The 25,942-nt window shown below is 40.3% G+C and carries 21 protein-coding genes and 1 pseudogene; 16 read left to right on the top strand and 6 right to left on the bottom strand.

Annotated features, from left to right (window positions below; genetic code table 11):
• From C5469_RS17335 to C5469_RS17305, 7 genes are all read left to right on the top strand, one after another.
• The coding region (locus tag C5469_RS17335) for a glycoside hydrolase family 19 protein (protein WP_422615866.1) at positions 1-900 on the top strand (900 nt) is incomplete at its 5' end.
• Between the two features lie 11 nt (positions 901-911).
• Complete coding sequence (locus C5469_RS17330) at positions 912-1,511, top strand: hypothetical protein (RefSeq protein WP_166309377.1); 600 nt, start codon at positions 912-914, stop codon at positions 1,509-1,511.
• 297 nt (positions 1,512-1,808) lie between these two features.
• Positions 1,809-2,192 (top strand): hypothetical protein, encoded by a 384-nt coding sequence (locus tag C5469_RS17325; RefSeq protein WP_166309375.1) that lies wholly within the window; start codon positions 1,809-1,811, stop codon positions 2,190-2,192.
• Between the two features lies 1 nt (position 2,193).
• Positions 2,194-2,853 (top strand): hypothetical protein, encoded by a 660-nt coding sequence (locus C5469_RS17320; RefSeq protein ID WP_166309373.1) that lies wholly within the window; start codon positions 2,194-2,196, stop codon positions 2,851-2,853.
• A gap of 229 nt (positions 2,854-3,082) precedes the next feature.
• Positions 3,083-3,319, top strand: coding sequence for a hypothetical protein (locus tag C5469_RS17315; protein ID WP_166309371.1), 237 nt, complete (start codon positions 3,083-3,085; stop codon positions 3,317-3,319).
• 749 nt (positions 3,320-4,068) lie between these two features.
• A complete protein-coding gene (locus C5469_RS17310) occupies positions 4,069-4,278 on the top strand; it encodes a YbfA family protein (protein ID WP_166309369.1) in 210 nt (69 codons plus the stop codon).
• Between the two features lie 196 nt (positions 4,279-4,474).
• The gene (locus C5469_RS17305; protein WP_166309381.1) at positions 4,475-5,218 is read left to right on the top strand and encodes a type 2 GTP cyclohydrolase I; all 744 of its coding nucleotides are present in this window, start codon (positions 4,475-4,477) and stop codon (positions 5,216-5,218) included.
• 341 nt (positions 5,219-5,559) lie between these two features.
• Here the strand turns inward: C5469_RS17305 and C5469_RS17300 are convergent, their stop codons facing one another.
• Positions 5,560-6,843 carry a citrate synthase gene (locus tag C5469_RS17300; protein ID WP_166309367.1) on the bottom strand — a complete coding sequence of 428 codons (1,284 nt, stop codon included), beginning with the start codon at positions 6,841-6,843 and terminating at the stop codon, positions 5,560-5,562.
• A gap of 874 nt (positions 6,844-7,717) precedes the next feature.
• On the opposite strand from C5469_RS17300, the gene sdhC reads away from it, so the two are divergent.
• From sdhC to sucD, 8 genes are all read left to right on the top strand, one after another.
• Positions 7,718-8,107, top strand: coding sequence for a succinate dehydrogenase cytochrome b556 subunit (gene sdhC / locus C5469_RS17295; RefSeq protein ID WP_166309365.1), 390 nt, complete (start codon positions 7,718-7,720; stop codon positions 8,105-8,107).
• Positions 8,101-8,448 carry a succinate dehydrogenase membrane anchor subunit gene (gene sdhD, locus C5469_RS17290; RefSeq protein WP_166309363.1) on the top strand — a complete coding sequence of 116 codons (348 nt, stop codon included), beginning with the start codon at positions 8,101-8,103 and terminating at the stop codon, positions 8,446-8,448. The genes sdhC and sdhD overlap by 7 nt, the downstream gene beginning before the upstream one ends.
• A complete protein-coding gene (sdhA, locus tag C5469_RS17285) occupies positions 8,449-10,215 on the top strand; it encodes a succinate dehydrogenase flavoprotein subunit (protein ID WP_166309361.1) in 1,767 nt (588 codons plus the stop codon).
• Between the two features lie 37 nt (positions 10,216-10,252).
• A complete protein-coding gene (locus C5469_RS17280; protein WP_166309358.1) occupies positions 10,253-10,969 on the top strand; it encodes a succinate dehydrogenase iron-sulfur subunit in 717 nt (238 codons plus the stop codon).
• A 270-nt stretch (positions 10,970-11,239) separates the two neighbouring features.
• Positions 11,240-14,047, top strand: a complete 2,808-nt coding sequence (sucA, locus tag C5469_RS17275) for a 2-oxoglutarate dehydrogenase E1 component (protein WP_166309355.1) — start codon at positions 11,240-11,242, stop codon at positions 14,045-14,047.
• 14 nt (positions 14,048-14,061) lie between these two features.
• A complete protein-coding gene (gene odhB, locus C5469_RS17270) occupies positions 14,062-15,279 on the top strand; it encodes a 2-oxoglutarate dehydrogenase complex dihydrolipoyllysine-residue succinyltransferase (protein ID WP_166309352.1) in 1,218 nt (405 codons plus the stop codon).
• A gap of 161 nt (positions 15,280-15,440) precedes the next feature.
• Positions 15,441-16,607, top strand: coding sequence for an ADP-forming succinate--CoA ligase subunit beta (sucC, locus tag C5469_RS17265; RefSeq protein WP_166309349.1), 1,167 nt, complete (start codon positions 15,441-15,443; stop codon positions 16,605-16,607).
• A complete protein-coding gene (gene sucD / locus C5469_RS17260) occupies positions 16,607-17,482 on the top strand; it encodes a succinate--CoA ligase subunit alpha (protein ID WP_166309346.1) in 876 nt (291 codons plus the stop codon). The genes sucC and sucD overlap by 1 nt, the downstream gene beginning before the upstream one ends.
• A gap of 135 nt (positions 17,483-17,617) precedes the next feature.
• On the opposite strand, the gene C5469_RS17255 is transcribed toward sucD, so the two are convergent.
• A complete protein-coding gene (locus C5469_RS17255) occupies positions 17,618-18,925 on the bottom strand; it encodes a hypothetical protein (protein WP_166309343.1) in 1,308 nt (435 codons plus the stop codon).
• Positions 18,926-19,545: 620 nt separating this feature from the next.
• Positions 19,546-20,871 (bottom strand): hypothetical protein, encoded by a 1,326-nt coding sequence (locus C5469_RS17250; RefSeq protein WP_242689509.1) that lies wholly within the window; start codon positions 20,869-20,871, stop codon positions 19,546-19,548.
• A 402-nt stretch (positions 20,872-21,273) separates the two neighbouring features.
• Between C5469_RS17250 and C5469_RS23710 the strand changes: the two are divergent.
• A pseudogene (locus C5469_RS23710) lies at positions 21,274-21,492 on the top strand (transposase); the annotation flags it as partial.
• A 204-nt stretch (positions 21,493-21,696) separates the two neighbouring features.
• Here the strand turns inward: C5469_RS23710 and C5469_RS17240 are convergent.
• The 3 genes from C5469_RS17240 to C5469_RS23705 form a co-directional block, all read right to left on the bottom strand.
• Positions 21,697-23,472, bottom strand: coding sequence for a Hint domain-containing protein (locus tag C5469_RS17240; RefSeq protein WP_242689508.1), 1,776 nt, complete (start codon positions 23,470-23,472; stop codon positions 21,697-21,699).
• 688 nt (positions 23,473-24,160) lie between these two features.
• Entirely contained in the window at positions 24,161-25,459 is a 1,299-nt protein-coding gene (locus tag C5469_RS17235) for a phage tail protein (protein WP_166309334.1), read from the bottom strand.
• Positions 25,460-25,761: 302 nt separating this feature from the next.
• Complete coding sequence (locus C5469_RS23705; protein ID WP_278249772.1) at positions 25,762-25,833, bottom strand: tail fiber assembly protein; 72 nt, start codon at positions 25,831-25,833, stop codon at positions 25,762-25,764.
• Positions 25,834-25,942 lie beyond the last annotated feature (109 nt).

The following is a 25,942-nucleotide window of genomic DNA, read 5'->3' as shown; positions in this document are numbered from 1 at the left end:
GACTGGGATAAGTTTATTGCTCATGTTAAGGCGCTATGTATTGATATGGTAGGATTACCATCCGGCAAGGTGTGGCATTTTGATCCGAGGAGGTTTATTACCCATTTCAGGAAGTGCGGGTGGTTAGGGGAAGGAGATTTAATTAGAGTTATCAGAGAAAGTGTTAAAAATAGCAAGACACATAAAGAGGGAGACTTTTTAAGTAAAGAGAGTGTTATGACTCGTATTTTACAAAGTAAAAATAATAAAGATAATGTGATTATCCGTCCGGAAAATATAAAAGAGAGCTTATCCAGAATTATTACCAATTATGGTTTTAATCTTTCGTCTTTAAGAATTGCACACTTTTTATCACAAATTTTTTGTGAGACGGGTCGGTTGGAAGTGGTTGTTGAGTATGGGTTAGATAATTATTTTAATAAATATGAACCCAAAAAGGATTATGCTGGTAAAGAAATGAATGATCTGGCAGGAACATTGGGAAATACGCTTGTGGGGGATGGAAAACGATTTAAAGGAAGAGGGATTATACAAACGACGGGCAGAAAAAATTATGAGCTTTACGGAAAATATAAAGGGGATGCTGAAAAATTCTTGACAGATGCAGGAGCTGCCACTCTTGCCAGTAATGCCTATTATGCTTGTGATACGGGCGGATTTTATTGGATACAGAAACAAAGGATGAGAGAACATAATGGGAGGAGAATATCTTGGGGGAGTTTAAGTCTTCATTATTGGGCTGATAAGGGGGCTTCATATGATGATGTAAAAGCCATTACTAAATGCGTGAATGGCGGTGATCATGGGTTGGATGATGTCAGATGGCCTTGCTTCGAGCATGCATTATATGCATTAAATGACTCTATCGTAAAACCCAATAATTTTAAGCCTATAGAATGATGGTGAATTATATGAAATTGAATATGTTATTTGTATTGATATTAACTGTACTTACATTTTCTGCTTATGCAGAAAAGATAGATTACTGTTATACCATTGAATTTGACAGCGGGGTTTTTAATTTAAAATCGTTTAAAAAAGCTTCTGCTAAAAATGATTGTAGATATAATCTAGTGCCTCTTGTTTACAATGGGGTAAAAGATTATTTTAATTTGTCTGGTGCGGCATATCCATCAGGTGGCATTGGTTATATAAAATGGGATGATGTAAGTAAAAAATATAGCTATGATATAGATGAAATAAATAATTCATTAAAAGATTCATATAGTAAAAATAATAAATTTAACTATGTTTTTAATATGAAATATAAGGTGGAAATAAAAACATTCCCTCGGCGTAAAGGTGCAATGGTTATGTCAGATGTCATTTTTCTTGATAAGAAGGATAAACCTTATAGTGTGATGAGAACATTGTTTTTTTATTCTCAAGATAATTATGCCGCTGAGTATTACCCCGACCCAATAAAATATTCGGATAAAAAAAGAATTGATTTTTTAAATAAGGTAACAGATTTATTTATGACAATGGCGATTAATTGTGATTTTAGCTAATAGATTAATCTGTATTAAATTATGCCTGGTATGTGCTGAGATATTTAACAGGCATGGTTAGTAACTGTAAGTTAATAGGAGGAGAAGAATATGATTCGGTTTATATCTTTATTACTGTTTTTTTACTTTATTTTTCTGTGAGCAGAGTGTTCTCTGCAACAGAGGATATATTTTTCTGTGTAAGATCAGAATATGGCATTTTGATCCGAGGAGATTCATTACTCACTTTCTACTCATTATTGGTCAGACCCGAGAAGAAAAAAAGTTAGTAGACGAACCGGTAGAGAGGAAACATATGTGGATGAGTCACTAGATAAACCATGGTATCCACTATTCGATCCTGATGATATCTCATCAAATGAATATTTTTCTATCGATTCGGGTGGTTTTTACTGGGTGTCTAAAGAACATAGAAACTCTAGGCAAGAAGCATGGAAAACTAGTATAAATAGGGTGTGTGACCAAGGGTTGAATAATGAGTCTATTGGACGTTGTTCTATTTTAGTTAATGGTGGAGGGAATCAATATTATGAACGACAAGGATATACAAGATATGTTTATTTATATTTGTCAGATATGTTAAAGACATCTGAAATAGAAACTATATCTGTTAGAAGAGGAAATCGAGAGATAAATGTAATTGTTGACTACGCCAGACAATCACGATCATTGAAGGTATAATATGAAGAAAAATATTTTCACGGTTTTGTTGTTTATTTCTTTATCTGTGCATGGAGAAGAGGCTTTATCACCACCCGCTGTTAGCAGAATGGTCATGCATAGTATTTCTTCTTATATATCAAGAGACTTTTCACCTTTGCCTCTTTCAATTGTTAAATATTCTGAGATATCTAAAGGTGTTCAAGAAAACGGTTATAGTGAATATTATATTTATAGTGGAAAAATAAATAAGATATATAGTAAGCCAGACTGGTATATAGTACCGTTTTTATACAGCACTGAGAACAAAGAAAAAAAAGGAGAGGGATACGCACGTTGTAATATGGTTGCATTTTCAGATAATCAAGTTTTGATTCCTGAGAAAACATTTAAATCTAAATATGCTAGAAATTATTCATCATGTTTTGGTTATAAACTAGTTAGGGTTTTTCATATGGGAGATTTAACATGGATCGTCGGTGAGGTTGGATATGAGTCACCTCAAAGTGGGATATCTGGTGAATGGTTCTCCTATGATTATTATTTTTTTGATAGAAAAAAAGAGGTTTTCTGTTTTGATGATAATCTACCTAAATTAATTAATAGTAAAGATAAGTTGGAAATAAAATTAATGGAATATGTACCTAACTATGGTCAATTTAATAGTATCATCAAACATTAATTATTTATTAAAGGAAAACCAAAATGAATGCTAGATTTTTTATGATTATTATATTTCCGTATCTTATGAGTATTTTATTGATCAGTAGTTTAGCATATGGTAAAAATGTGAATGATTACATTTCAAATAGAATTAAAGACTTTTTTATGCTAATGGAACTCCACATGGTTTACATTCGGTCTACGGGATTTAAACCCCTAATGATGGATATAACATAGGATATAGAACAATGGGATCTCTAGATTGTAATGTGATTTGGCTTATATTTAGAGTCATGTATGAAGATACAAATTTAAATTCAAATGAAATAGATGAAGCTTATTTTATCTCTAAAAATAAAAACAAGTTCTGTTATTCGGAATGGATTACTAGATTGATTAATAAAAGCAATAGGTTTGATGTTAACAAAGCGATTATAGGAGATCTTGATTTTGAAGAATGTAGTGATTTTGTGATTAGCTTCTGATTTTAATCGGTATAAAGTTTTAACAGTTGTTTTTACCAATTTTAACATCTGTTTTTTATTAAGTTTAATCATCATGGGATATTGTGTTTTCAGCCAGTAAATAACCTGATTATGTAAAAATATCCTTTTATGTTTTCTCTGCTAGTTAATTTTCTGTTCAAGGATTAAATCCTGCCATATTAACTGTTTTATCCCTTTTTTATTGCGTTATTTTTATGGATTATTTCGTAAAATAACGGCAATAAAGTACCTGAGTATGTCCTGTTAAAAAGAGTATTTACTGAATTAAATCCACCTTCTATATAAAACTTTAATCTCTCTGTATTCGCGTTTTTAAATGGTTATATCAGGTTAGATAAATATAAAATAAGCGAAGGACAGGATGGGAACTTATCTTTTATGAAGTTTTTCATCATTAAAATGATCTGATTATTCTCTTTCATAAAAAAGTGATTTTGACGATGACTATTAGACAATCAGGCAGCAAAACGCCGGACTTTGGTATTGTTTATTACTAACGTTTTCACCCGTCGTTAATAAAATGTTTATAATTTGTTTGTAATATTACATTCTTATCATGTTTTTTGTAATGAAGTTACATATAGTGGAAAAAATAACGATAAATAACCCTAAAAAGGGGGATTGAAAGTGGTAAATTTTCATTTTATCCGATAAAATTTTAGACAATTTACAGATTGTTATTTTTGAGATTCTGCAAAAAGCGGGGTCTTATTTAAAGGAGGGTCTATATGTCTGTATATCGTAAATACCCTTGGCATCAGGTTCTCTTACGTCGTATCAGTGCTGTGATGTTAGGTGTGTTGGCGCTACCGGTTATGCTGTTCCGTCGTGATCGCACGCGTTTTTACAGTTATTTGTACCGTGTATGGATAAAAACCAGCGATAAGCCAGTATGGTTAGCGCAATCAGAGTTGGTTATTACAGTCAGAAATAATTAATGTTTGGTTAGTGGGAAATCAGGTTAACTTGGTTTTCCGCGGTTTATAAGTTGATAAATAGTTTGACGCCTTGCCCGTTGATTCTGGCAGGGCGTTTTGTTTTATCAGGGATCAGAAAAATCAATAAAGCCTATTTACTATAGCGGGTGTGGATGAGTATGTTACTTCCACACAATTAAAATATAGGACGGATATGATGCATAATATTGAACTGGAAAACGTGATTAATGAAGAATTGCATATCAGAGAGTTTCAGGATTATGCGCCCAATGGCTTACAGGTTGAAGGGCGTGCTCATATTCAGCGGGTCGTTACTGGTGTCACAGCTTGCCAGGCTTTATTGGATGAAGCGGTTCGCTATCAGGCTGATGCGGTTATCGTTCATCATGGTTATTTTTGGAAAAATGAGCCGGTGGTGATTCGTAATATGAAACGTCATCGTCTGAAAACGCTACTCTGTAATGATATAAATTTATATGGCTATCATCTTCCGCTTGATGCTCATCCATCACTGGGAAATAACGTACAACTGGCTCATCAGATTGGCGCAAAAGTTGTCGGACTGATTGATACATATGTACCATATGGGGAATTTGAGCAGCCACTGACGCCGGTAGAGTTAGCAGCACGTATTGAACAGGTGCTTGGTCGCAAAGCGTTGCATGTGGGCGATAACGCACCCGCAGAGATTCGCACTCTTGCCTGGTGTACCGGTGGAGGCCAGAGTTTTATTCATCAGGCGGCCGAATTCGGTGTTGATGCTTTTATTACTGGTGAAGCTTCGGAACAGACGGTTCATATTGCTCGTGAAATGGGACTGCATTTTTATGCGGCTGGTCATCATGCTACTGAACGTTATGGTATTAAAGCTTTAGGTGAGTGGTTGGCGGATAATTATGGGTTAGATGTTACTTTTATCGATATTCCAAACCCGGTTTGATTCGGTTTATACGTTAGTCAGAAAGAAGCGAAGCCCACCGAAGGCGGGCTTCAAAGTTTTTATAAACTTTTTAAACTAGCGTTGTTCTATCCGCTTCATAGAATTGTGAATTTTGATCCCGGTGATCTGGCTACACACGCAAACGGGAGGCTACGTTCGATAATTTAGAGAACAGGGTAGCTTAGTACCTGCTCTTAAAACGAGCATACACAAGGAAGATAGCCAGATCAATTTCAGTAGTGATTGTATTGGCACTAAATCTTATCGAATATCTGCCCAATTAAACAAAAGCTCTAACTCTTAGGTTAGAGCTTTGCCCTTATCGTAATCGAATTTAATTATTATTTTTCCAACTGGCTTTGGAAATCTCGCTGTGTATAGCCAGTGTAGAGTTGACGAGGACGGGCGATTTTTACACCGTCATCATGCATTTCGTTCCAATGGGCAATCCAGCCGATGGTACGGGCAATTGCAAAAATGACAGTGAACATAGTGGATGGAATACCCATTGCTTTCAGGATGATGCCAGAGTAAAAATCCACGTTCGGATACAGTTTCTTCTCAATAAAATATGGGTCGTGCAGAGCAATACGCTCAAGTTCCATAGCAACTTCCAACAGACTGTCATTCAGCCCAAGCTCATCTAGTACTTCGTGGCAGGTTTCACGCATTACTGTCGCGCGTGGGTCATAGTTTTTGTAAACGCGATGACCAAATCCCATCAGGCGGAAAGCGTCGTTTTTGTCTTTGGCGCGCGCAATAAATTCAGGAATATGTTCAACCGACTGAATTTCTTCCAGCATTCGTAAGCAAGCTTCGTTTGCGCCACCATGAGCAGGTCCCCAAAGTGAAGCGATACCCGCAGCAATACAGGCAAATGGATTAGCTCCGGAAGAACCCGCAGTACGTACTGTAGAGGTAGATGCGTTCTGTTCATGGTCGGCATGCAGAATAAGAATGCGATCCATAGCACGTTCTAGTACCGGGTTCACCTTATACTCTTCGCATGGTGTAGCGAACATCATGTGCAGGAAGTTTCCTGCATAGGAAAGATCATTGCGTGGATAAACGAATGGCTGACCAATGGAGTATTTGTAGCACATTGCCGCCACTGTTGGCATTTTGGACAGCAGACGATATGCAGTAATGTCACGGTGGTGCGGATTGTTCACATCCAGAGCATCGTGATAGAAAGCAGCCAAAGCGCCCGTAACACCGCACAGCACCGCCATCGGGTGGGAATCACGGCGGAAGCCATTAAACAACCGATTGATCTGTTCGTGGATCATCGTATGACGGGTAATGGTTTTTTTGAATTTATCAAACTGTTCTTGTGTTGGTGTTTCGCCATACAGCAGGATATAGCAGACTTCCAGATAATTGGATTCTGTCGCTAGTTGGTCGATAGGAAAACCACGGTGAAGTAATATGCCTTCGTTGCCATCAATGTAGGTGATCTTGGATTCGCAAGATGCTGTTGAAGTAAAACCAGGGTCGTAGGTAAAAAAACCTTCGGAGCCGAGAGTACGAACGTCGATTACTTTAGACCCCAGGGTAGGTGTTAGCACGTCCAATTCAATAGCAACTGTACCATCTGAGGTTAGAGTTGCTTTGTTATCTGCCATTACAGTCTCCTTAGCGCTTTCATTTTTATAACTCTTAACAACCGTGGCGGAAAGACACGATGTAAAGTCTATCTCATCAGGCGATTCTATTTGCCATTCTTTGTCGTTAAGAGCGGACCTGGGTAGTGCTCTGACAAAAGCGCTAGCTTTTGAATGCACCTCAGTGTGGCCCGCGCAAGTGAGCGATTTATCAATGAATCGCTTCTCACATACTGCCGTGCATATTCTGGTTTCTGCATGCGGCTGCGCCCTTAATATTTATTGACCAGAATGGCCTACGCCAATGATGCCTATTGGAATAGGTTCTTGTACTGTGCCTTCCTGGCATTGTGCTACCGGAGAAAATTTGAAATCAGGCTAATATCACATTTAAGGCTGAAATTTTACCCCGGGCAACAATGATTTTTAGATTGTTAGCGAGTTTTTGTGTGTTATGTTTTATGCATTGACTACAAAAACCATTATGATTTGTGCGGACTACACAGTTACATAACTTTAGCTTTTCGGGAAGTCTTTCCTCTTATCGGAAATCAATCTCAAAAGTGTTTTCAACCATATATGTAAGATAAATGTTTAAAGTTTGTCAAACAAGATAATTAATTTCGTGCAATATGTTTGAATCGTGATCTTAATCACTGTTCAGTGGAAATGTAGCTAATCATATTGTGTTGGAATTGTAATAATAATGTGAAGCACATATACTGCCGCTAGGTCTCCGGATTACCCTGATGTAGGAGCACCCAGCGTAACCAAATCACAACATTTTTTAACATGAAGGATCTACACGTTTGATTAAATGTTGTGTCTTTGTATCCCCTTATCGCTGTCTGATTTCCGCCCAGGTCCGGAGGAAGGAAAATAATAAAAGAGCTGTGTGGGCAAAATTGTGAAAAAACAAAGACCTGTCAACCTTGATTTGCAGACGATACACTTCCCAGTCTCTGCAGTAGCCTCTATCTTGCACCGTGTCTCTGGCGTCATCACTTTCATAGCAGTAGGAATTCTCCTCTGGTTGTTAGGGATGTCTCTTTCCTCGCAAGAAGGTTTTCAGCAAGCCGCCGATATTATGACGAGCTTTTTTGCTAAGTTTATTGTGTGGGGTATTCTGACTGCACTGGCTTACCATATTTGTGGTGGTATCCGCCACTTGCTGATGGATTTCGGCTATTTGGAAGAAAACTTAGCGGTCGGTAGTGCTTCTGCCAAAGTGGCAATCGCGCTTGCCGTTATCTTGTCGATTCTGGCTGGAGTACTGGTATGGTAAGTAACGCATCTGCATTGGGTCGCACGGGTATCCATGATTGGTTATTGTTGCGCGCGTCCGCAATCATTATTGTTCTATATGTTATCTATATTTTGGGCTTTGTTGCTGTAACGTCGGATATCACTTATGAAGTCTGGCGGGGTTTCTTTTCCTCATCCATCACTAAAGTCTCCACTGTGCTGGCGCTGTTTTCCATTCTGGCTCACGCTTGGATTGGTATGTGGCAAGTACTAACTGACTATGTAAAGCCGCTGGCACTGCGTTTGGTGTTGCAACTGGCGATTGTCGTTGCACTTATGGCTTACTTAATTTACGGAACAATTGTGGTGTGGGGTGTATAGATGAAACTGCCAGTAAGAGAGTTTGACGCAGTCGTTATTGGTGCAGGTGGGGCAGGTATGCGTGCCGCGCTGCAAATTTCACAAATGGGATTATCTTGTGCTTTGATTTCTAAAGTATTCCCAACCCGTTCTCATACAGTATCCGCGCAGGGTGGTATCACTGTTGCGTTGGGTAACTCCCACGAAGATAACTGGGAATGGCACATGTATGACACGGTGAAAGGTTCTGACTATATCGGTGACCAGGATGCGATTGAATACATGTGTAAGACCGGTCCAGAGGCAATTCTGGAACTGGAACACATGGGATTGCCATTCTCTCGTCTAGATGATGGTCGTATTTATCAGCGTCCATTCGGTGGCCAGTCAAAAAACTTTGGTGGTGAACAGGCCGCACGTACAGCCGCAGCCGCAGACCGAACCGGTCATGCACTGTTGCACACCCTGTATCAGCAGAACTTAAAAAATCACACCACTATTTTTTCTGAATGGTATTCGTTGGATCTGGTTAAAAATCAGGATGGCAGTATTGTTGGTTGCACTGCTATCAATATTGAAACTGGCGAAGTCGTTTATTTCAAGGCGAAGGCGACTATTTTAGCAACAGGCGGTGCTGGCCGTATTTATCAATCTACAACTAACGCTCACATTAATACCGGTGATGGTGTAGGTATGGCGCTGCGTGCAGGTGTACCGGTACAGGATATGGAAATGTGGCAATTCCACCCAACCGGTATTGCAGGAGCGGGTGTTCTGGTGACAGAAGGTTGCCGGGGTGAAGGTGGTTATTTACTCAATAAGGATGGCGAACGCTTTATGGAGCGTTACGCGCCAAACGCCAAAGATCTGGCTGGTCGTGATGTGGTCGCGCGTTCCATTATGATCGAAATCCGCGAAGGCCGTGGTTGTGAAGGTCCTTGGGGGCCTCATGCTAAGCTAAAACTGGATCATTTGGGCAAAGAGGTGTTGGAGTCTCGTCTGCCGGGCATTCTCGAACTGTCCCGCACTTTTGCTCACGTTGATCCGGTAAAAGAACCTATTCCGGTTATTCCAACTTGTCACTATATGATGGGAGGAATCCCGACTAAAGTTACCGGTCAAGCGCTGACTATTAACGAGAAAGGCGAAGATGTCGTTATTCCGGGCTTGTTCGCTGTGGGTGAAATTGCCTGTGTATCGGTTCATGGCGCAAACCGTTTGGGTGGTAACTCACTGTTGGACTTAGTGGTGTTTGGCCGTTCTGCCGGTTTGCACCTGAAAGAGTCTTTGATGGAACAGGGTACCAGCCGCGAAGCCAGCGAATCTGATATTGAGGTATCAATGCAACGTCTGAACCGTTGGAATAATACCCGTACTGGTGAAGATCCAGTTAAAATTCGTAAAGATTTGCAGGCTTGTATGCAGAACAACTTCTCTGTATTCCGTGAAGGTGATGCAATGGCGAAAGGTTTGGAAGAGCTGAAAGTTATCCGTGAACGTCTGAAGAGTGCGCGTTTGGATGATACTTCATCAGAGTTTAACACCCAGCGTATTGAGTGTTTAGAGCTTGATAACCTGATGGAAACGGCATTTTCTACAGCTGTTACTGCTAATTTCCGTACTGAGAGTCGGGGTGCTCACAGCCGTTTCGACTATCCGGATCGTGATGATGCGAACTGGTTATGTCATACCCTCTATCTACCGCAAACTGAAACAATGACTCGTCGTAATGTCAACATGCAGCCAAAACTGCGTGAAGCATTCCCGCCGAAAGCGCGTACTTACTAATGAGTTGCTGAATAATCCAGTTGCGGAGGAATAGATTATGAAACTTGAATTTTCGATTTATCGTTACAACCCGGATGTTGACAGCGCTCCTCGTATGCAGGATTACATGCTGGAAGCAGAAGAAGGGCGTGACATGATGTTGCTGGATGCATTAATCCAGCTTAAAGAGCAGGACCCGACACTCTCTTTTCGTCGTTCTTGCCGTGAAGGTGTTTGTGGTTCTGATGGCCTTAACATGAATGGTAAAAATGGTCTGGCCTGTATTACACCTGTTTCGGCTTTGCGGCGTGGTCGCAAGAAAATTGTTATCCGTCCTCTGCCAGGTTTACCGGTTATCCGTGACCTGATTGTAGATATGGGACAGTTTTATGCACAATATGAGAAAATTCGCCCATATTTGCTGAATGATGGTAAAAACCCGCCGGCTCGTGAGCACTTACAGTCACCTGCACAAAGAGAAAAACTGGATGGTCTGTACGAGTGTATTCTGTGTGCATGTTGTTCAACGTCTTGTCCGTCATTTTGGTGGAATCCTGATAAGTTTATCGGACCTGCGGGCTTGCTGGCAGCGTATCGCTTCCTGATCGACAGCCGTGATACTGAAACAGATTCACGATTAGATAATCTGAATGATGCTTTCAGTGTTTTCCGCTGCCATAGCATCATGAACTGTGTCAGTGTGTGCCCTAAAGGGCTGAATCCGACAAAAGCTATCGGCCATATTAAGTCTATGTTGTTAAAACATAGCGCATAATTGGCCCGCCCTCCGTGAAGTTTATCTGCGGAGGGCACAAAGAATTGAGAATTGAGAATTGTGAGTTGCCAACTGCTAATGATGACTAAAGCTTTGAGGCAAGGAACCTTTAAAAACCGTTAAATGGTTTTTAAAGGTTCCTTGAAGGGTTCCGAAACCCAAAATAGAACATGCATAAAGCACGTCCGAATGAACCTTTTATCGATACCGCACTTAAGCGGTAAGTTAACCACGGCGAAAACTAAAGCTTTTAAAGCTTAAGGGATCACAATGCAGAACGGCGCAATGAAGGACTGGCTAGATTCGAGCTTCTTAGCTGGTTCAAACCAGTCTTACATAGAGCAAGTCTATGAAGACTATATAACCGATCCAAACTCCGTTGATGCAAGTTGGAAAGAAATTTTCCAACAATTGTCGAATGCGGGACTAAACGGTGAACAACTCCACTCGCAGACGCGTGATTACTTCCGCCGCCTTGCGAAAGATACTACGCGTTATCACTCCTCTGTCAGCGATCCGGCAATGGATGCAAAACAAGTTAAAGTTTTGCAGCTCATCAACGCATTCCGTTTCCGCGGTCATCAAAATGCCAATCTTGACCCGTTGGGATTATGGAAGCAGGATAGTGTTCCTGATTTAGATCCTGCTTTCCATAATCTGACGGAAGCTGATTTTGCAGAAACATTTAACGTAGGTTCTTTTGCTCTCGGCAAAGAAACGATGAAGTTGGCGGATTTGTATGAAGCACTGAAACGCACTTATTGCGGTTCTATTGGTGCTGAATACATGCACATCACGAATACGGAAGAAAAACGTTGGATTCAGCAGCGTCTGGAATCTGTTACCGTCAGTTCTCAGTTCAGCGCAGAGGAAAAACAGCGTTTTCTGGCGGAACTGACGGCAGCTGAAGGTTTGGAACGTTATCTTGGCGCGAAGTTTCCGGGAGCGAAACGTTTCTCTCTTGAAGGTGGTGACGCACTGGTCCCCATGTTGAAGGATCTTATCCGTCATGCGGGTAAGCACGATACACGGGAAGTTGTGATGGGGATGGCTCATCGTGGTCGCCTCAACGTTCTGGTTAATATCTTAGGTAAAAAACCGGCTGATCTGTTCGATGAGTTTGCCGGTAAGCATAAAGAGCACCTTGGTACCGGCGACGTGAAATACCATCAGGGTTTCTCGTCTGATTTTGCCACCGAGGGCGCTAAGGTTCATTTGGCACTGGCATTTAACCCATCTCACCTTGAGATTGTCAGCCCTGTGGTTATTGGTTCAGTACGCGCCCGCCGTGATCGTCTGGATGAAGGTTGCAGCAATATGGTGTTGCCAATCACTATCCACGGGGATGCTGCCGTTACCGGTCAGGGCGTTGTGCAGGAAACCCTGAACATGTCTCAGGCCCGTGGTTATGAAGTGGGTGGTACGATTCGTATTGTTATCAACAACCAGATTGGTTTCACAACGTCTAATCCGAAAGATGCCCGTTCAACACAATATTGTACCGATATCATCAAAATGGTACAGACGCCGATTTTCCACGTTAATGCAGACGATCCAGAAGCGGTGGCATTCGTTACCCGTCTGGCTCTGGATTTCCGTAATGCCTTTAAACGTGACGTGATGATCGATCTGGTATGTTACCGCCGTCATGGTCATAACGAAGCTGATGAGCCAAGTGCGACTCAGCCAATGATGTATCAGAAAATTAAGAAACACCCAACGCCGCGTAAAATCTACGCTGACAAGCTGGTTACTGAGAAGTTGATATCAGTCGATGATGTGACTGAAATGGTTAATCTGTATCGTGATGCTCTTGACCGTGGTGACTGTGTCGTTGAAGAGTGGCGTTCAATGGGGCTGCACTCATTTACATGGGAGCCTTATCTTAATCATGATTGGGATGAAGAATATCCATATAAAGTCGATATTAAGCGTTTGCAGGATCTGGGCAGACGTATCAGCTCTGTCCCGGAAGAAGTGGAAATGCACTCCCGCGTGGTGAAAATCTATAATGACCGCGCAGAGATGGCTAACGGCGATAAATTGTTCGATTGGGGTGGGGCAGAAAATTTAGCCTACGCGACTTTGGTTGATGAAGGTGTTCCGGTGCGTTTGTCCGGTGAGGACGCGGGCCGTGGTACTTTCTTCCATCGTCATGCTGTTATTCATAATCAGACCAACGGTTCTGTTTATGTGCCTCTGGCGAACGTTCATAACGGTCAGGGTGCGTTCAATGTATGGGATTCTGTTTTGTCTGAAGAAGCGGTTCTGGCGTTTGAGTATGGCTATGCGACAACAGAACCCCGCGCTTTAACAATCTGGGAAGCACAGTTTGGTGATTTCGCTAACGGAGCACAGGTTGTTATTGACCAGTTCATCAGCTCTGGTGAGCAGAAATGGGGTCGTATGTGTGGCTTGGTTATGTTGCTACCTCATGGCTATGAAGGTCAGGGGCCTGAACACTCTTCCGCTCGTCTGGAACGTTATTTGCAACTGTGTGCAGAACAGAACATGCAGGTTTGTGTGCCGTCAACGCCGGCGCAGGTCTACCACATGCTCCGCCGTCAGGCTCTGCGCGGTATGCGTCGTCCATTGATTGTTATGTCACCGAAATCACTGTTGCGCCATCCATTGGCTATTTCCAGCTTGGATGAGCTGGCTAATGGTAAATTCCAGACCGTTATCGGTGAAGCTGATGAGCTAGATCCTAAAGACGTTAAACGGGTTGTGCTCTGTGCGGGTAAAGTTTACTACGACCTGCTAGAACAACGCCGCAAAAATGAACAAACCGATGTCGCTATTGTACGTGTTGAACAACTGTATCCATTCCCTCATCAGGATGTTCAGTCAGCACTGGAACAGTACGCCCATGTGCACGATTTTGTCTGGTGCCAGGAAGAGCCATTAAACCAAGGGGCCTGGTATTGCAGTCAGCACAACTTCCGTGAAGTGATCCCGTTCGGGGCTTCTTTACGTTATGCAGGTCGTCCTGCGTCTGCTTCTCCGGCAGTTGGATATACGTCAGTTCACCAGCAACAACAGCAAGAGCTGGTTAATGACGCACTGAACGTCGAATAAATAAAGGATAGAAAATGAGTAGCGTAGATATTCTGGTTCCTGTTTTGCCCGAGTCTGTTGCTGATGCCACTGTTGCAGTCTGGCACAAAAAAGAGGGTGACCGTGTTGAACGTGATGAAGTGCTGGTTGAAATCGAAACGGATAAAGTGGTACTGGAAGTGCCTGCCAGTGAAGCCGGTGTTTTAGAAGCCATTTTGGAAGTGAAAGATGCAACCGTTCTGTCCAGTCAGCTTCTTGGTCGTATCCGTTTGGGCGATAGCACTGGTAAGCTGACAGAAGTCAAAGAAAAAACGGAAGCAACTTTGGCTAAACGCCAGACTGCGGGTTTGGAAGACGAGAGCAACGACGCACTCAGCCCGGCGGTTCGCCGTCTGATTGCAGAGCATGATCTTGATGCCAAAGCGATTAAAGGCAGTGGTGTTGGTGGGCGTATTGTCCGCGAAGATGTGGAAAAACACATGGCTGATAACGAAAAAGCGGGTAATAAGCCAGTAGAAGCCCCGGTTTCTGTCCAGAATTCTCTGTTGCCGCACCGCAGCGAAAAACGTGTTCCAATGACTCGCCTGCGTAAGCGTGTGGCTGAACGTCTGCTGGAAGCAAAAAACAACACTGCGATGTTGACAACGTTCAACGAAGTTAACATGAAGCCAATTCAGGATATGCGTAAACAGTACGGTGATGCGTTTGAAAAACGTCATGGTGTGCGCTTGGGCTTTATGTCTTTCTATGTAAAAGCTGTGGTTGAAGCATTGAAACGCTATCCGGAAGTGAACGCTTCTATTGATGGCACTGATGTGGTTTATCACAATTATTTCGACATCAGTATTGCAGTATCTACACCGCGTGGGCTGGTAACGCCAGTATTGCGTGATGCGGATGCGTTGAGCATGGCTGATCTTGAAAAACGCATTAAAGAGCTGGCAATTAAAGGCCGCGACGGCAAATTGACCGTAGAAGAGCTGACCGGCGGTAATTTCACGATTACCAATGGCGGTGTATTCGGCTCCTTAATGTCTACACCAATCATTAACCCACCACAGAGTGCGATTCTTGGTATGCATGCCATTAAAGATCGGCCAATGGCGGTTGATGGTCAAGTAGTGATCCTTCCTATGATGTATCTGGCACTGTCTTATGACCACCGTCTGATCGATGGACGTGAGTCTGTAGGCTTCCTGGTGACCATCAAAGAAATGCTGGAAGATCCCGCACGTTTGCTGTTGGACGTATAGCAACATAATAGGGCAGATACGCGCTAATATCTGCCCGGTCTGAAGTAAACAAATGTATATGAACAGCCAATCTTTAGAGATTGGCTATATCCAGAGCAACAAAAAAATAAGGGAGCAATTTGCTAATTTGCTCTTCTCAGACTAACTATGGATAGAACATCATGAATTTACACGAGTATCAGGCAAAACAGCTTTTTGCACGGTATGGTTTACCCGCTCCGGCTGGTTATGCCTGCACGACACCGCGTGAAGCAGAAGAAGCTGCATCTAAAATCGGCGCTGGCCCTTGGGTGGTTAAGTGTCAGGTTCACGCTGGCGGTCGCGGTAAAGCGGGCGGCGTGAAAGTGGTTAACAGTAAGGAAGAAATTCGCGCTTTCGCTGAACAATGGCTGGGCAAACGTCTGGTCACTTACCAAACAGATGCGCAAGGACAGCCTATTCACCAGATTCTGGTCGAGGGGGCAACTGATATTGCGAAGGAGCTGTATCTCGGTGCTGTAGTTGATCGTGGTACGCGTCGTGTAGTGTTCATGGCCTCTACTGAAGGTGGCGTTGAAATTGAAAAAGTTGCGGAAGAAACCCCGGAACTGATTCATAAAGCCATCATTGACCCACTGGCTGGCCCTATGCCTTATCAAGGGCGCGAACTGGCATTTAAACTGGGTTTAACCGGTAAACAAATTAGTCAGTTCACCAAAATTTTCTTAGGATTGGCAAACCTGTTCCTAGAGCGCGATTTGGCTCTGGTTGAAATTAACCCATTGGTTATCACGACTCAAGGTGATCTGATTTGTCTGGATGGCAAACTAGGCGCTGATGGCAACGCACTGTTCCGTCAGGCTGAACTGCGTGAAATGCATGACCCATCTCAGGAAGATCCGCGTGAAGCTCAGGCGGCACAGTGGGAACTGAACTATGTCGCACTGGATGGCAACATTGGTTGCATGGTCAACGGTGCGGGCCTGGCAATGGGTACGATGGATATCGTTAAATTGCATGGTGGTGCACCAGCAAACTTCCTTGATGTAGGTGGTGGCGCAACCAAAGAACGTGTTACAGAAGCGTTTAAAATCATTCTGTCAGATAAAAATGTGAAAGCGGTATTGGTTAACATCTTTGGTGGTATTGTCCGTTGTGACCTGATTGCTGACGGTATTATTGGTGCAGTGGAAGAAGTTGGTGTTCACGTACCGGTCGTTGTTCGTTTGGAAGGGAATAATGCTGAGCTGGGAGCGAAAAAACTGGCTGACAGTGGTTTAAATATCATTGCGGCAACCAGCCTGACAGACGCAGCTAAGCAAGCAGTAGCAGCAGTGGGGGCAAAATAATGTCTATTTTAATCGATAAAAACACCAAAGTTATCTGTCAAGGTTTTACCGGCAGCCAAGGTACTTTCCATTCAGAACAAGCGATTGCCTATGGCACCCAAATGGTTGGTGGAGTAACGCCGGGTAAGGGCGGTACTGAGCATCTGGGATTACCTGTTTTCAATACCGTTCGTGAAGCGGTGGAAGCAACAGGGGCAACGGCTTCTGTTATCTATGTTCCTGCGCCTTTCTGTAAAGACTCCATTCTGGAAGCTATCGACGCAGGTATCAAACTGATCATCACGATTACTGAAGGTATCCCGACGCTGGATATGCTAACGGTTAAAGTGAAGCTGGATAAAGCAGGCGTTCGTATGATCGGCCCTAACTGTCCGGGTGTGATCACACCGGATGAATGTAAGATCGGTATTATGCCGGGCCACATTCATCAGGCGGGTAAAGTCGGTATCGTTTCCCGTTCAGGTACATTGACTTATGAAGCAGTAAAACAGACGACTGATGCAGGTTTAGGACAATCTACCTGCGTTGGTATCGGTGGTGACCCAATTCCCGGTTCTAACTTCATTGATATCCTGAAATTGTTCCAGGAAGATCCGCAAACCGAAGCCATCGTAATGATTGGTGAAATCGGTGGTAATGCGGAAGAAGAAGCGGCAGCTTATATTAAGCAGCACGTCACTAAACCGGTTGTTGCTTATATCGCGGGTGTAACTGCACCAAAAGGTAAGCGTATGGGTCATGCTGGTGCGATTATCGCGGGGGGTAAAGGAACCGCAGATGAAAAATTTGCGGCTCTGGAAGCCGCTGGCGTGAAGACGGTTCGCAGTCTGGCAGACATCGGTGATGCAGTGAAGGATTTACTCGCTGGCAAGTAAGTACTGATAAGAAATGCTTATCTATGAGGCCACTGTAAAGTGGCCTCAGATCGTTAAAAAAGCCTGTTAAAAATAGTTTTTCAGCATCGGAAATTTCATAATCCATCTTTGCCGATTGATTTTCTCCATTGGATTTCAATATTGGATTTGAATAGGTGGATAGATGAATAGTGAGGGGGATTTATTATCTTCCTTATTAGCATAGGGATCATTGGTATAAGTAAACGGGACAAAAAATACTTTATCACCTTTAGTCGTTACAATATTAGCCGATAAGGTTAGTACATATCTTTCGTTATTTTTCCAGCATATTGGTCCGAAATCAGCGTAACCTGTGTTTTTGGAAAAATCCCATGATAAATTTGTATTAACACCTTTGGCAGGATCATTATTGACTTTTGTATGTTTCCAAAATGTATTGTCATTTATATCTCTACTTAATTTACATGCACCTCCAGTATCAAGACCGATCAGAACCAGATCTACATATGATTTCTCTCCTGCATATTTTTCAGGCTTTCCGATTGTATCAGTTTTGATAGGGTTATTGAATGTAACATTACCTGCTATTTCCAGCTTGATTGTTGGATTACCGGGTGATGTTGGGCCATAATCGCATTGACTAGGAGCTCCTGGTTCAGGGTTTGCTCTATTTAAGCAAACGATTACTGGTTTTGTTAATGGGTTTTTTACATGAGTTGGTGCTATGTTATTCATCTTGTAAGGCTGAAAGTATTGCAAAGGATCGTCAAAGTCTGTCAATGTATTTGACACAATTAATACTGGTCCATTAGTGAGAAGTTTCCCGTTCTTTTTCCCCCAGACACTAGCAACAACCTGAATAGAATCAAATTGCTTCAAGTTAACAAGATTATATTTGTTAGTGGATATTAGAAAGTACCGTAAATCAGTGTTTCTTATATTTTCTTTGATTGTGGATGTGATTATTTTAATATTCCCCTTTTTATCTTTGCCAAGAATTGAGAGGGAAATTTGTAGCGACTCTTGGCTTAAAGTATTGGAATCAGGAAGATACAGGGAACCAAAAGTTTCAGCTGAAATTGATTTGGAATCTTCGGAAAATACTATTCTGGGATTACTAAAATAATTTGCTGGTTCTGTAAGCGAATCTTTTATTTCAAGCCATTCTCCACGCTCAAATATTGCCTTTTGGTGTGCTTTTATAGTCTCGATATTTTCAAAAATATCAGGATTTTTCTGCTTTGTAATACTATGGGATTGTAATAATGCAATATATCCTTTCTCATTTTTCGGTTGAGTTAAATCGATCACTGTAGGATTATTAGGCTCAATGTTCTTTAATAGCTGAGATATAACCTGACTGTCCTCAGTAGATAACTCAATTTCGGTATTCGCAAAGCTGGATATTATTGGGGCAAACATCATGATGAAAAAAATAAATATTCTGTTATATAGAGTCATAATTTTATTCCATGAAATAATAGAGAGTTTGTAAGCCATGAATAATATATGTTTATATGATATTCATGGTATATCAATATAATATTAAAGCCTAACTATCCACTGAATTTTAAACAGATAGTGTGATAATATTGTAAGTTAACCTTGAAGGTTATAAGTCAGAGTAATAGTAAAGATGCATAATAATTCCTCAGCTAGATAAATGATTGTAATGATATATATGTAACAGGATAAAGATGGTATTATAATTAATGTTTTTTTTAAATTGTCAAGCTTATCATGTCAAATTTGTATTAATCGGATTTTATTCCCAGCGACAAAAATAATACAAATGCGCTATTTATAAATTAGTGCTGACTAAAAAAGCCAGCACTTTGTCATTAATCTGAGAGATTAATTTGATATCGACACTTTTCTTTGCAGATTATTATCACCGACCAAAATGCCACCGGCAAAAAGCACAGCATCTTCAGGTAATAATTCATTTTGACTATCTGTTTTTTCTAAGACAAAATTATATACGTTTGATGGTTCCGATTTTCTCTGTTTAACTGAAGTAAGGGTAGTCTGACCCTCACGTGTATGTATTGTATCACCGTCCTTAAGGTCTTCGGCTTTGACTATTCATATTGGATTTGAATAGGTGGATAAATGAGTTGTGACGCGCTCTTCTCACTACCGGGGTTATTGGTATAAGAAAATAGGACAGGAAATGCGTTATCATCTTGCACTGTTACAATAGTAGCTTGTAGGTCTAGTACATATCTTTCGTTATTCGGCCAGCATATTGGTCCAAAATCAGCGTAACTTGTGTTTTTGGAAAAATCCCATGATAAATTTGTTTTATTGTCTTTGGGACTATCTTTATTGACTTTTTTATGTTGCCAAAATGTATTTTCATCTATATCTCTTGCGAATTTACATGCGCCGCCAGTATCGAGACCGACCAGCGTCAGATCTATTGCTGGTGAAATCCCTTGAGCTGCTGTAGGTTTCCCATGTTTATCAATGGCGATAGGGTTCTTGAATGTGACATTACCTATTATTTCCAGCTTGATTGTTGGCTTACCTGGCGACGTAGGGCCGTAATCGCATTTATTAGAATCTCCTGGTTCAGGGGTTGCTTTATTTAAGCAAACGATTACCGGTTGCGTTTCTGGATTATTTACATGAGTTGGCGCTTTGCTCTCCATTCTGTCAGGAAAAAAGTTGTCAAAAGAATTTTCAAGGTCTTGCAGCGGCAGTGACTTCTCTACTATTGGCGCGTTATTGAGTGGTATCCCATTTATTTTCCCTTGGAAAAAAGAAATAGCTTGATACGTATTATCATGTTGTCCAGAGGTAGCAAGATTATATTTTTGGGTGGATAATACAAAGTTCCGTACCCCATTATTTTTTGTATTTCCTTGTACGGATACATGTAGTGTTTTAACATCCCGGTTGTCAGAGCTAACAATTGAGAGGCCGCCCTGTAACGTTGTCTCTCCAGCGTTAGTTTCAATTGTATTGCTGTTTAAAATATTAGAACCAGGAAAATATAGGGAAGCAAAAACAGTAGCTGAAATTGATTTGGAATTTTTGAAGAATATTATTCTAGGATGACTAAGATAATTTTTTGGCTTTGTAAGTGAATCTTGTATTTCAAGTCGCTGTCCATTCTTAAGTAATGCATTTTGGTGCACTTTCATAGTTTTGATATCTTCAAAAATATTAGGATGTGTCTGTTTTGTAATTTTATGGGACTTTAATAATGCGATATATCCTTTTTCATTTTGCGGTTGTGTTAAATCGATTAATGTAGGTTTATTTGGTTCAAGACTATTTAAGAGCTGAGACATAGCCTGGCTTTCTTCGGCAGATAACTTAATTTGGGTATCAGCAAAGCATGATATTATGGGGGAAAATAGCATGATGAAAAAGACAAATACTCTGTTGTATAGAGTCATAATTTTATCCTGTAAAAAAATATAGGTTTTGTAAGGAATTAGTTACATGTGTTTTATTATTGAGTCAATATAATATTAACGCATTACTGCTTTAAACTGATAATTTGTTAATATCTTTAATTCACGTTCGACATTATGAGTAAGATGAATAATAAAGATGCATCATCACTCCCTCCTTTGGTTATATAAAAAGTTGTAAAGATATATATAATATTTTTACAGTATAGGAAGAATAGATACTAAAGGTGGCGCTATAATCGTTTATATAATTAATAGTTCTTTGTAAAAGATTGTCAAGTTTCTCATGTCAGATTGTTAACAAATACCACTATTTTTCTCGTGGGGCTCTTTATTTCACTTTATTAAGTGCTATTGCACTATTCTTCTGGCTTTCATTTTAGAGAAACCCGGTTGACGCTGTGGGCAATAAAGAAGTACGCCCGGCGAAAGGAGACGATAGAACAGATCTTGCGGATGCGAAGCCGCATCATGGGCACCGTTATGCTCGTTTCCTAGGCTTTCTGAAAGTCCAGATACCGTGTCTGTTGGCTGTAATAGCCAGAAATACCAAGAAGATAGCGTTGCATGTCGCGGTTTTGTGGGTTTTACCTCTGGATGTAGGAGGTTATTCGGTGCAATAGGGGCACAATAGCGCATCTGTGGGTGATCAAATTGACCATAAGGGAAAATGGGGTCAGAACATTTTTCATAATGGCCGTTTTGCGTTGGCTGGATTTCATTCTCAATCATAAAAAATAACCCAAATGCGCTATTTAGAAATTAGTGCTGACTAAAAAGCCAGCACTTTGTCATTAATCTGAGAGATTAATTTGATATCGATACTTTTCTTTGCAGGTTATTATCACCGACCAAAATGCCACCGGCAAAAAGCACAGCATCTTCAGGTAATAATTCATTTTGGCTATCCGTTTTTTCTAAGACAAAATTATACACGTTTGATGGTTCTGATTTTCTCTGTTTAACTGAGGTAAGGGTAGTCTGACCCTCACGTGTATGTATTGTATCACCGTCCTTAAGGTCTTCGGCTTTTACTATTCCCTGTAATGTTGAGACAGGATGTGTTGGAGTCAGTGAAACCTGTTCACCATTATTGTAAATTAAATCAACAAATTCAGTATCGTGACCTACAATACGGCTTTTTACTTGTAAGATACCACCTTGTTTTGTTAAAACTTTATCACCTGGGCGTATATTTTCGACTTTCCACTTTGAACCGTCAGCCATATCTATTAATGTGCCTTCTGCAATGCAACCATATTGGATTTGAATGGGGGGATAAATGTGTTGTGACTCGTTCTTCACATGACCGGGGTTATTGGTATAAGTAAATTGGCTAGAAAATGGAGTATCACCTTGAATTGTTGCAACAGTAACTTGTAGGTCTAGTACATATCTTTCGTTATTCGGCCAGCATATTGGTCCAAAATCAGCGTAACCTGTCTTTTTGGAAAAATCCCATGATAAATTTGTATTATTACCTTGAAGATCATTATTGACTTTTGTGTGTTTCCAAAATATATCTTCATCTATACCTCTTGCTAATTTACATGCGCCGCCAGTATCAAGACCGATCAGTGTCAGATTTGCATGTGGTTTTATACCTTGAAATTCTGTAGGTTTTCCCTTTTCATCAATCGCGATAGGGTTTTTGAATGTAACATCACCTATTATTTCCAGATTGATTGTTGTCTGAGTATTTGGTTTTAACATTGGACCATAATCGCATTGACTAGGCGTCCCTTTTTCAGGGTTTGCTCTATTTAAGCAAACGATTACCGGTTGATCTTTTGGATTCTTTACATGAGTTGGTGCTGTGTTATTCATATTGTAAGGCTGAAAGTATTGAGTAATATCTTCAGGGTCTGTCAGTATATTTGACCGAGTGACTACTGGTCCGGGAGGGATAGGTCTCCCATTTCTTTTCCCTTGAAAAACAGCAACAGGTTTAAGATTACTAAATTTTTCTAATTTAACAATATTATATTCTTTGGTGTGTGTTAAAAAGTCCCTTGTCTCCTTGTTTTCTGCCAGTTTGAATGGGGAGTTGGTTAAGTGTTTAAGTTTTCCACTTTTTTTGTCTGTGCCATAAATTGTGACGCCACCCTGTAATGATATAGTGCTAACGTCAGTTTTAATTGTATTACTGTTTAAAATATTAGAACCAGGAAAATATAGGGAACCAAGAACTTCAGCGGAAATTGATTTGGAGCTATCAGAAATTAATATTGTAGGCTGACCAAAATAATCTTCTGGCTTTGCATTTGAGCTTTTTATTTCAAGTAGTTCTCCACGTCCAAACATTGTCTTTTGGTTTTCTTTCATAAGCTCGATATCTTCAAAGATATCAGGATGTTTCTGTTTTGTAATACCATGGGAATGTAATAATGCAATATATCCTTTCTCATTTTCCAGTTGAGTTAAATCGATCGGTGTCGGTTTATTAGGTTCAATCTTTTCTAATAGCTGAGATATAGCCTGACTTTCCTCGTCAGATAACTTAATTTCGGTATCCGCAAAGCTAGATATTATAGGGGCAAACATCATGATGAAGAAAATAAATATTCTGTTATATAGAGTCATAATTTTATTCCATGAAATAATAGAGGGTTTGTAAACCATGAATAATACATGTTTTATATGATATTCTCTGTGTATAAATATAATATTAGAGCGTTACTATTCACTGAATCTTAAACTAATAGTGAATTAATGTTGTAATTTCATATTGAAAGTTATGAGTAAGGATAAAGATGCATAATAACTCCTTTAGTTAGACAAATAGTTGTAAGAATATATATGTAACATTTTGGTATTATAGGATTAAACGGATACTAAATAAAGATGGTATTATAATTAATAGTCCTTTGTAAATAATTGTCAAGTTTCTCACGTCAAATTGTGAACAAATCCCCACTATTTTCCTTGCAAGATTTTTTTAACTTCATTCGTCAGAGAAGACGATACCCGGTGGATATGTAGATAAAAAAGTGCTATCAGCAGAGTCACTTCCTTATATTTTGCACTGTGGCAGGTCGATATTGTATCTGTACTTTCGATAGATCATGGAGCCGAGTATAACAATGACCATAATATTGTTTCGTATCGGTAAAGTTCCATTCCTATCCATAGGAACCCTTGATAAGCTGTAAATTGCACTGTTATATCATTCACGATTGGCATGAAAAGAATATGGAATGATGCTGAATTTCAGCTACCGATCTTTTAATTCGAATAAAAATAAGATACAGGGCCATATGGCCCTGTATTACTACAATTTATCGTCAGAAACGCGGGTACTCTCGATTTCTTCCTGTAACTTGTTTCGTTTCAAGTTCCAGAGTGAATCTTCTGGCATTTGGACACAAATATCTAAACGGCAATGTTCAGGAATATCACATGGCTCCCCATCTTGGTAGAACACCTGTTTGCCATTATCATCAACAGATTTGAGTCGCCAGTTCTGAAATTTCTCAGGTAAATGCGAATGTTGGCGGTGACAGACTTCAATGATAATAGAACCATCAGGTTGGATATGATCATCAACGAAAATCAATTCAAGATTATTATTATTTTGGGGAACAGAAATACCGCCATGCACACCCCAAGATTCATCAGCATTATAGCCTGAGATATTTGATATGCGGTATATACCTGTTCCTTCTTTCGTCACTTCTGCCCCCGCTGATTCTTCGTTAGTTGAGGATGTGCCATCAGGATAGATTTCTACTCTCGGGGAAACTGCTTTGAGGTATCCGTGATAATCTGGTTTGGCGTTAATATCGTCCCAAAATTTACGTGTAAGTTTATAATATTCATTTATATGATCTGTACGATATGTATCGCCAAAATGGGTGAAAATCAGCCTGTGGCTCCATACATCGTCTTCCTCCTCGTTTGATATACCATTCATATTGCTAATTCTTAACTGAACACCACCATTGCCACGTGGCAGCCCATATTTAGTCAGGAACGACGCTAAGGGGTTAAATCCGCAACAACCATTACGTAGATTTTCTAATTCATCCAGATCACCGTGTTTCATTGAATGTATTACATTATCTGTTGATATCGCTCCTACATCCTCAGCATTAATAGTAATATCCTCAGTCAACACTTTTCCATTTATTTTCCGGGTGTTGGGTACTTTATCATTAATATTTTTACTCAATAAATCTATTCTTTCCTGAACAAGCTTCGGCGTCACTGCCAATGTGTCATTATTGCTAATCTCATTTGTTAGTTGAACAATCCCCTTTTGTGTTAATGAGGCATTGGGAATTTTTGCTGTGGTGACTTTTTCTAACGCTTTATTTAACTGCACGGTGAGTTTATCTCTATCGCCATCATCCAGAACATCTTCACTAGATTGTGTCGCAATAAAATCAGCTACCACAGATGATATGGTTGACGACTGACGTAATACCTTATTTAACAAGTGAATGTGAGGGATAATGTCACCTTGTGGAATCCCATCTTGTAAATTTTCATTAATTTCATAATTTACTTGGCTCAACGCATTAGCATTCTTGCCGAAAGAAAAAGCTTTAAAATCATTTTTTTGATTCATAAATAATCCTTAAGTAAAATAACATTCTTTTATAATCAACATATTGAATTATTGAAAAAATACTTCAATAATTCACATCAATTACAGTCTAGTTCAGTTGATTAATAATTAAATGTTCTTATAACTTAAAGGATTAACTATTTTTAGTTAATTGGTAAAACTGAAAAATTCAATATTATAAAACTATTGTTTTCTCTCTCAACTTCTTATTGTAAGCCATCCTCAATAATATCCGTGTTATCTAATAATTAATTTACAGTGAAAAATTTGATTTTGTATTACATGACCAGAAAAATAATTACTCATTTAATGTTTGATGCCAAAGAAACATCAGCCCGACTTAGTAATACCAAATACCTTTTCCAGTCCAGCAACGTTTTTTCAGCTTCCTACTGCATCTCAGTTATGGTGGTGACTAGCGTGAGCCTGGAAAAGCCAGTCTGCGGGAGCCGGAAGAAAGGCATTTTGGTCATTACCTGCTGG

Source organism: Photorhabdus cinerea (assembly GCF_011189575.1).
Taxonomy (GTDB): Bacteria; Pseudomonadota; Gammaproteobacteria; order Enterobacterales; family Enterobacteriaceae; genus Photorhabdus; species Photorhabdus cinerea.
Note: the sequence above shows the minus strand (reverse complement) of the source record. Positions and strands in the feature narration are given on the sequence as shown.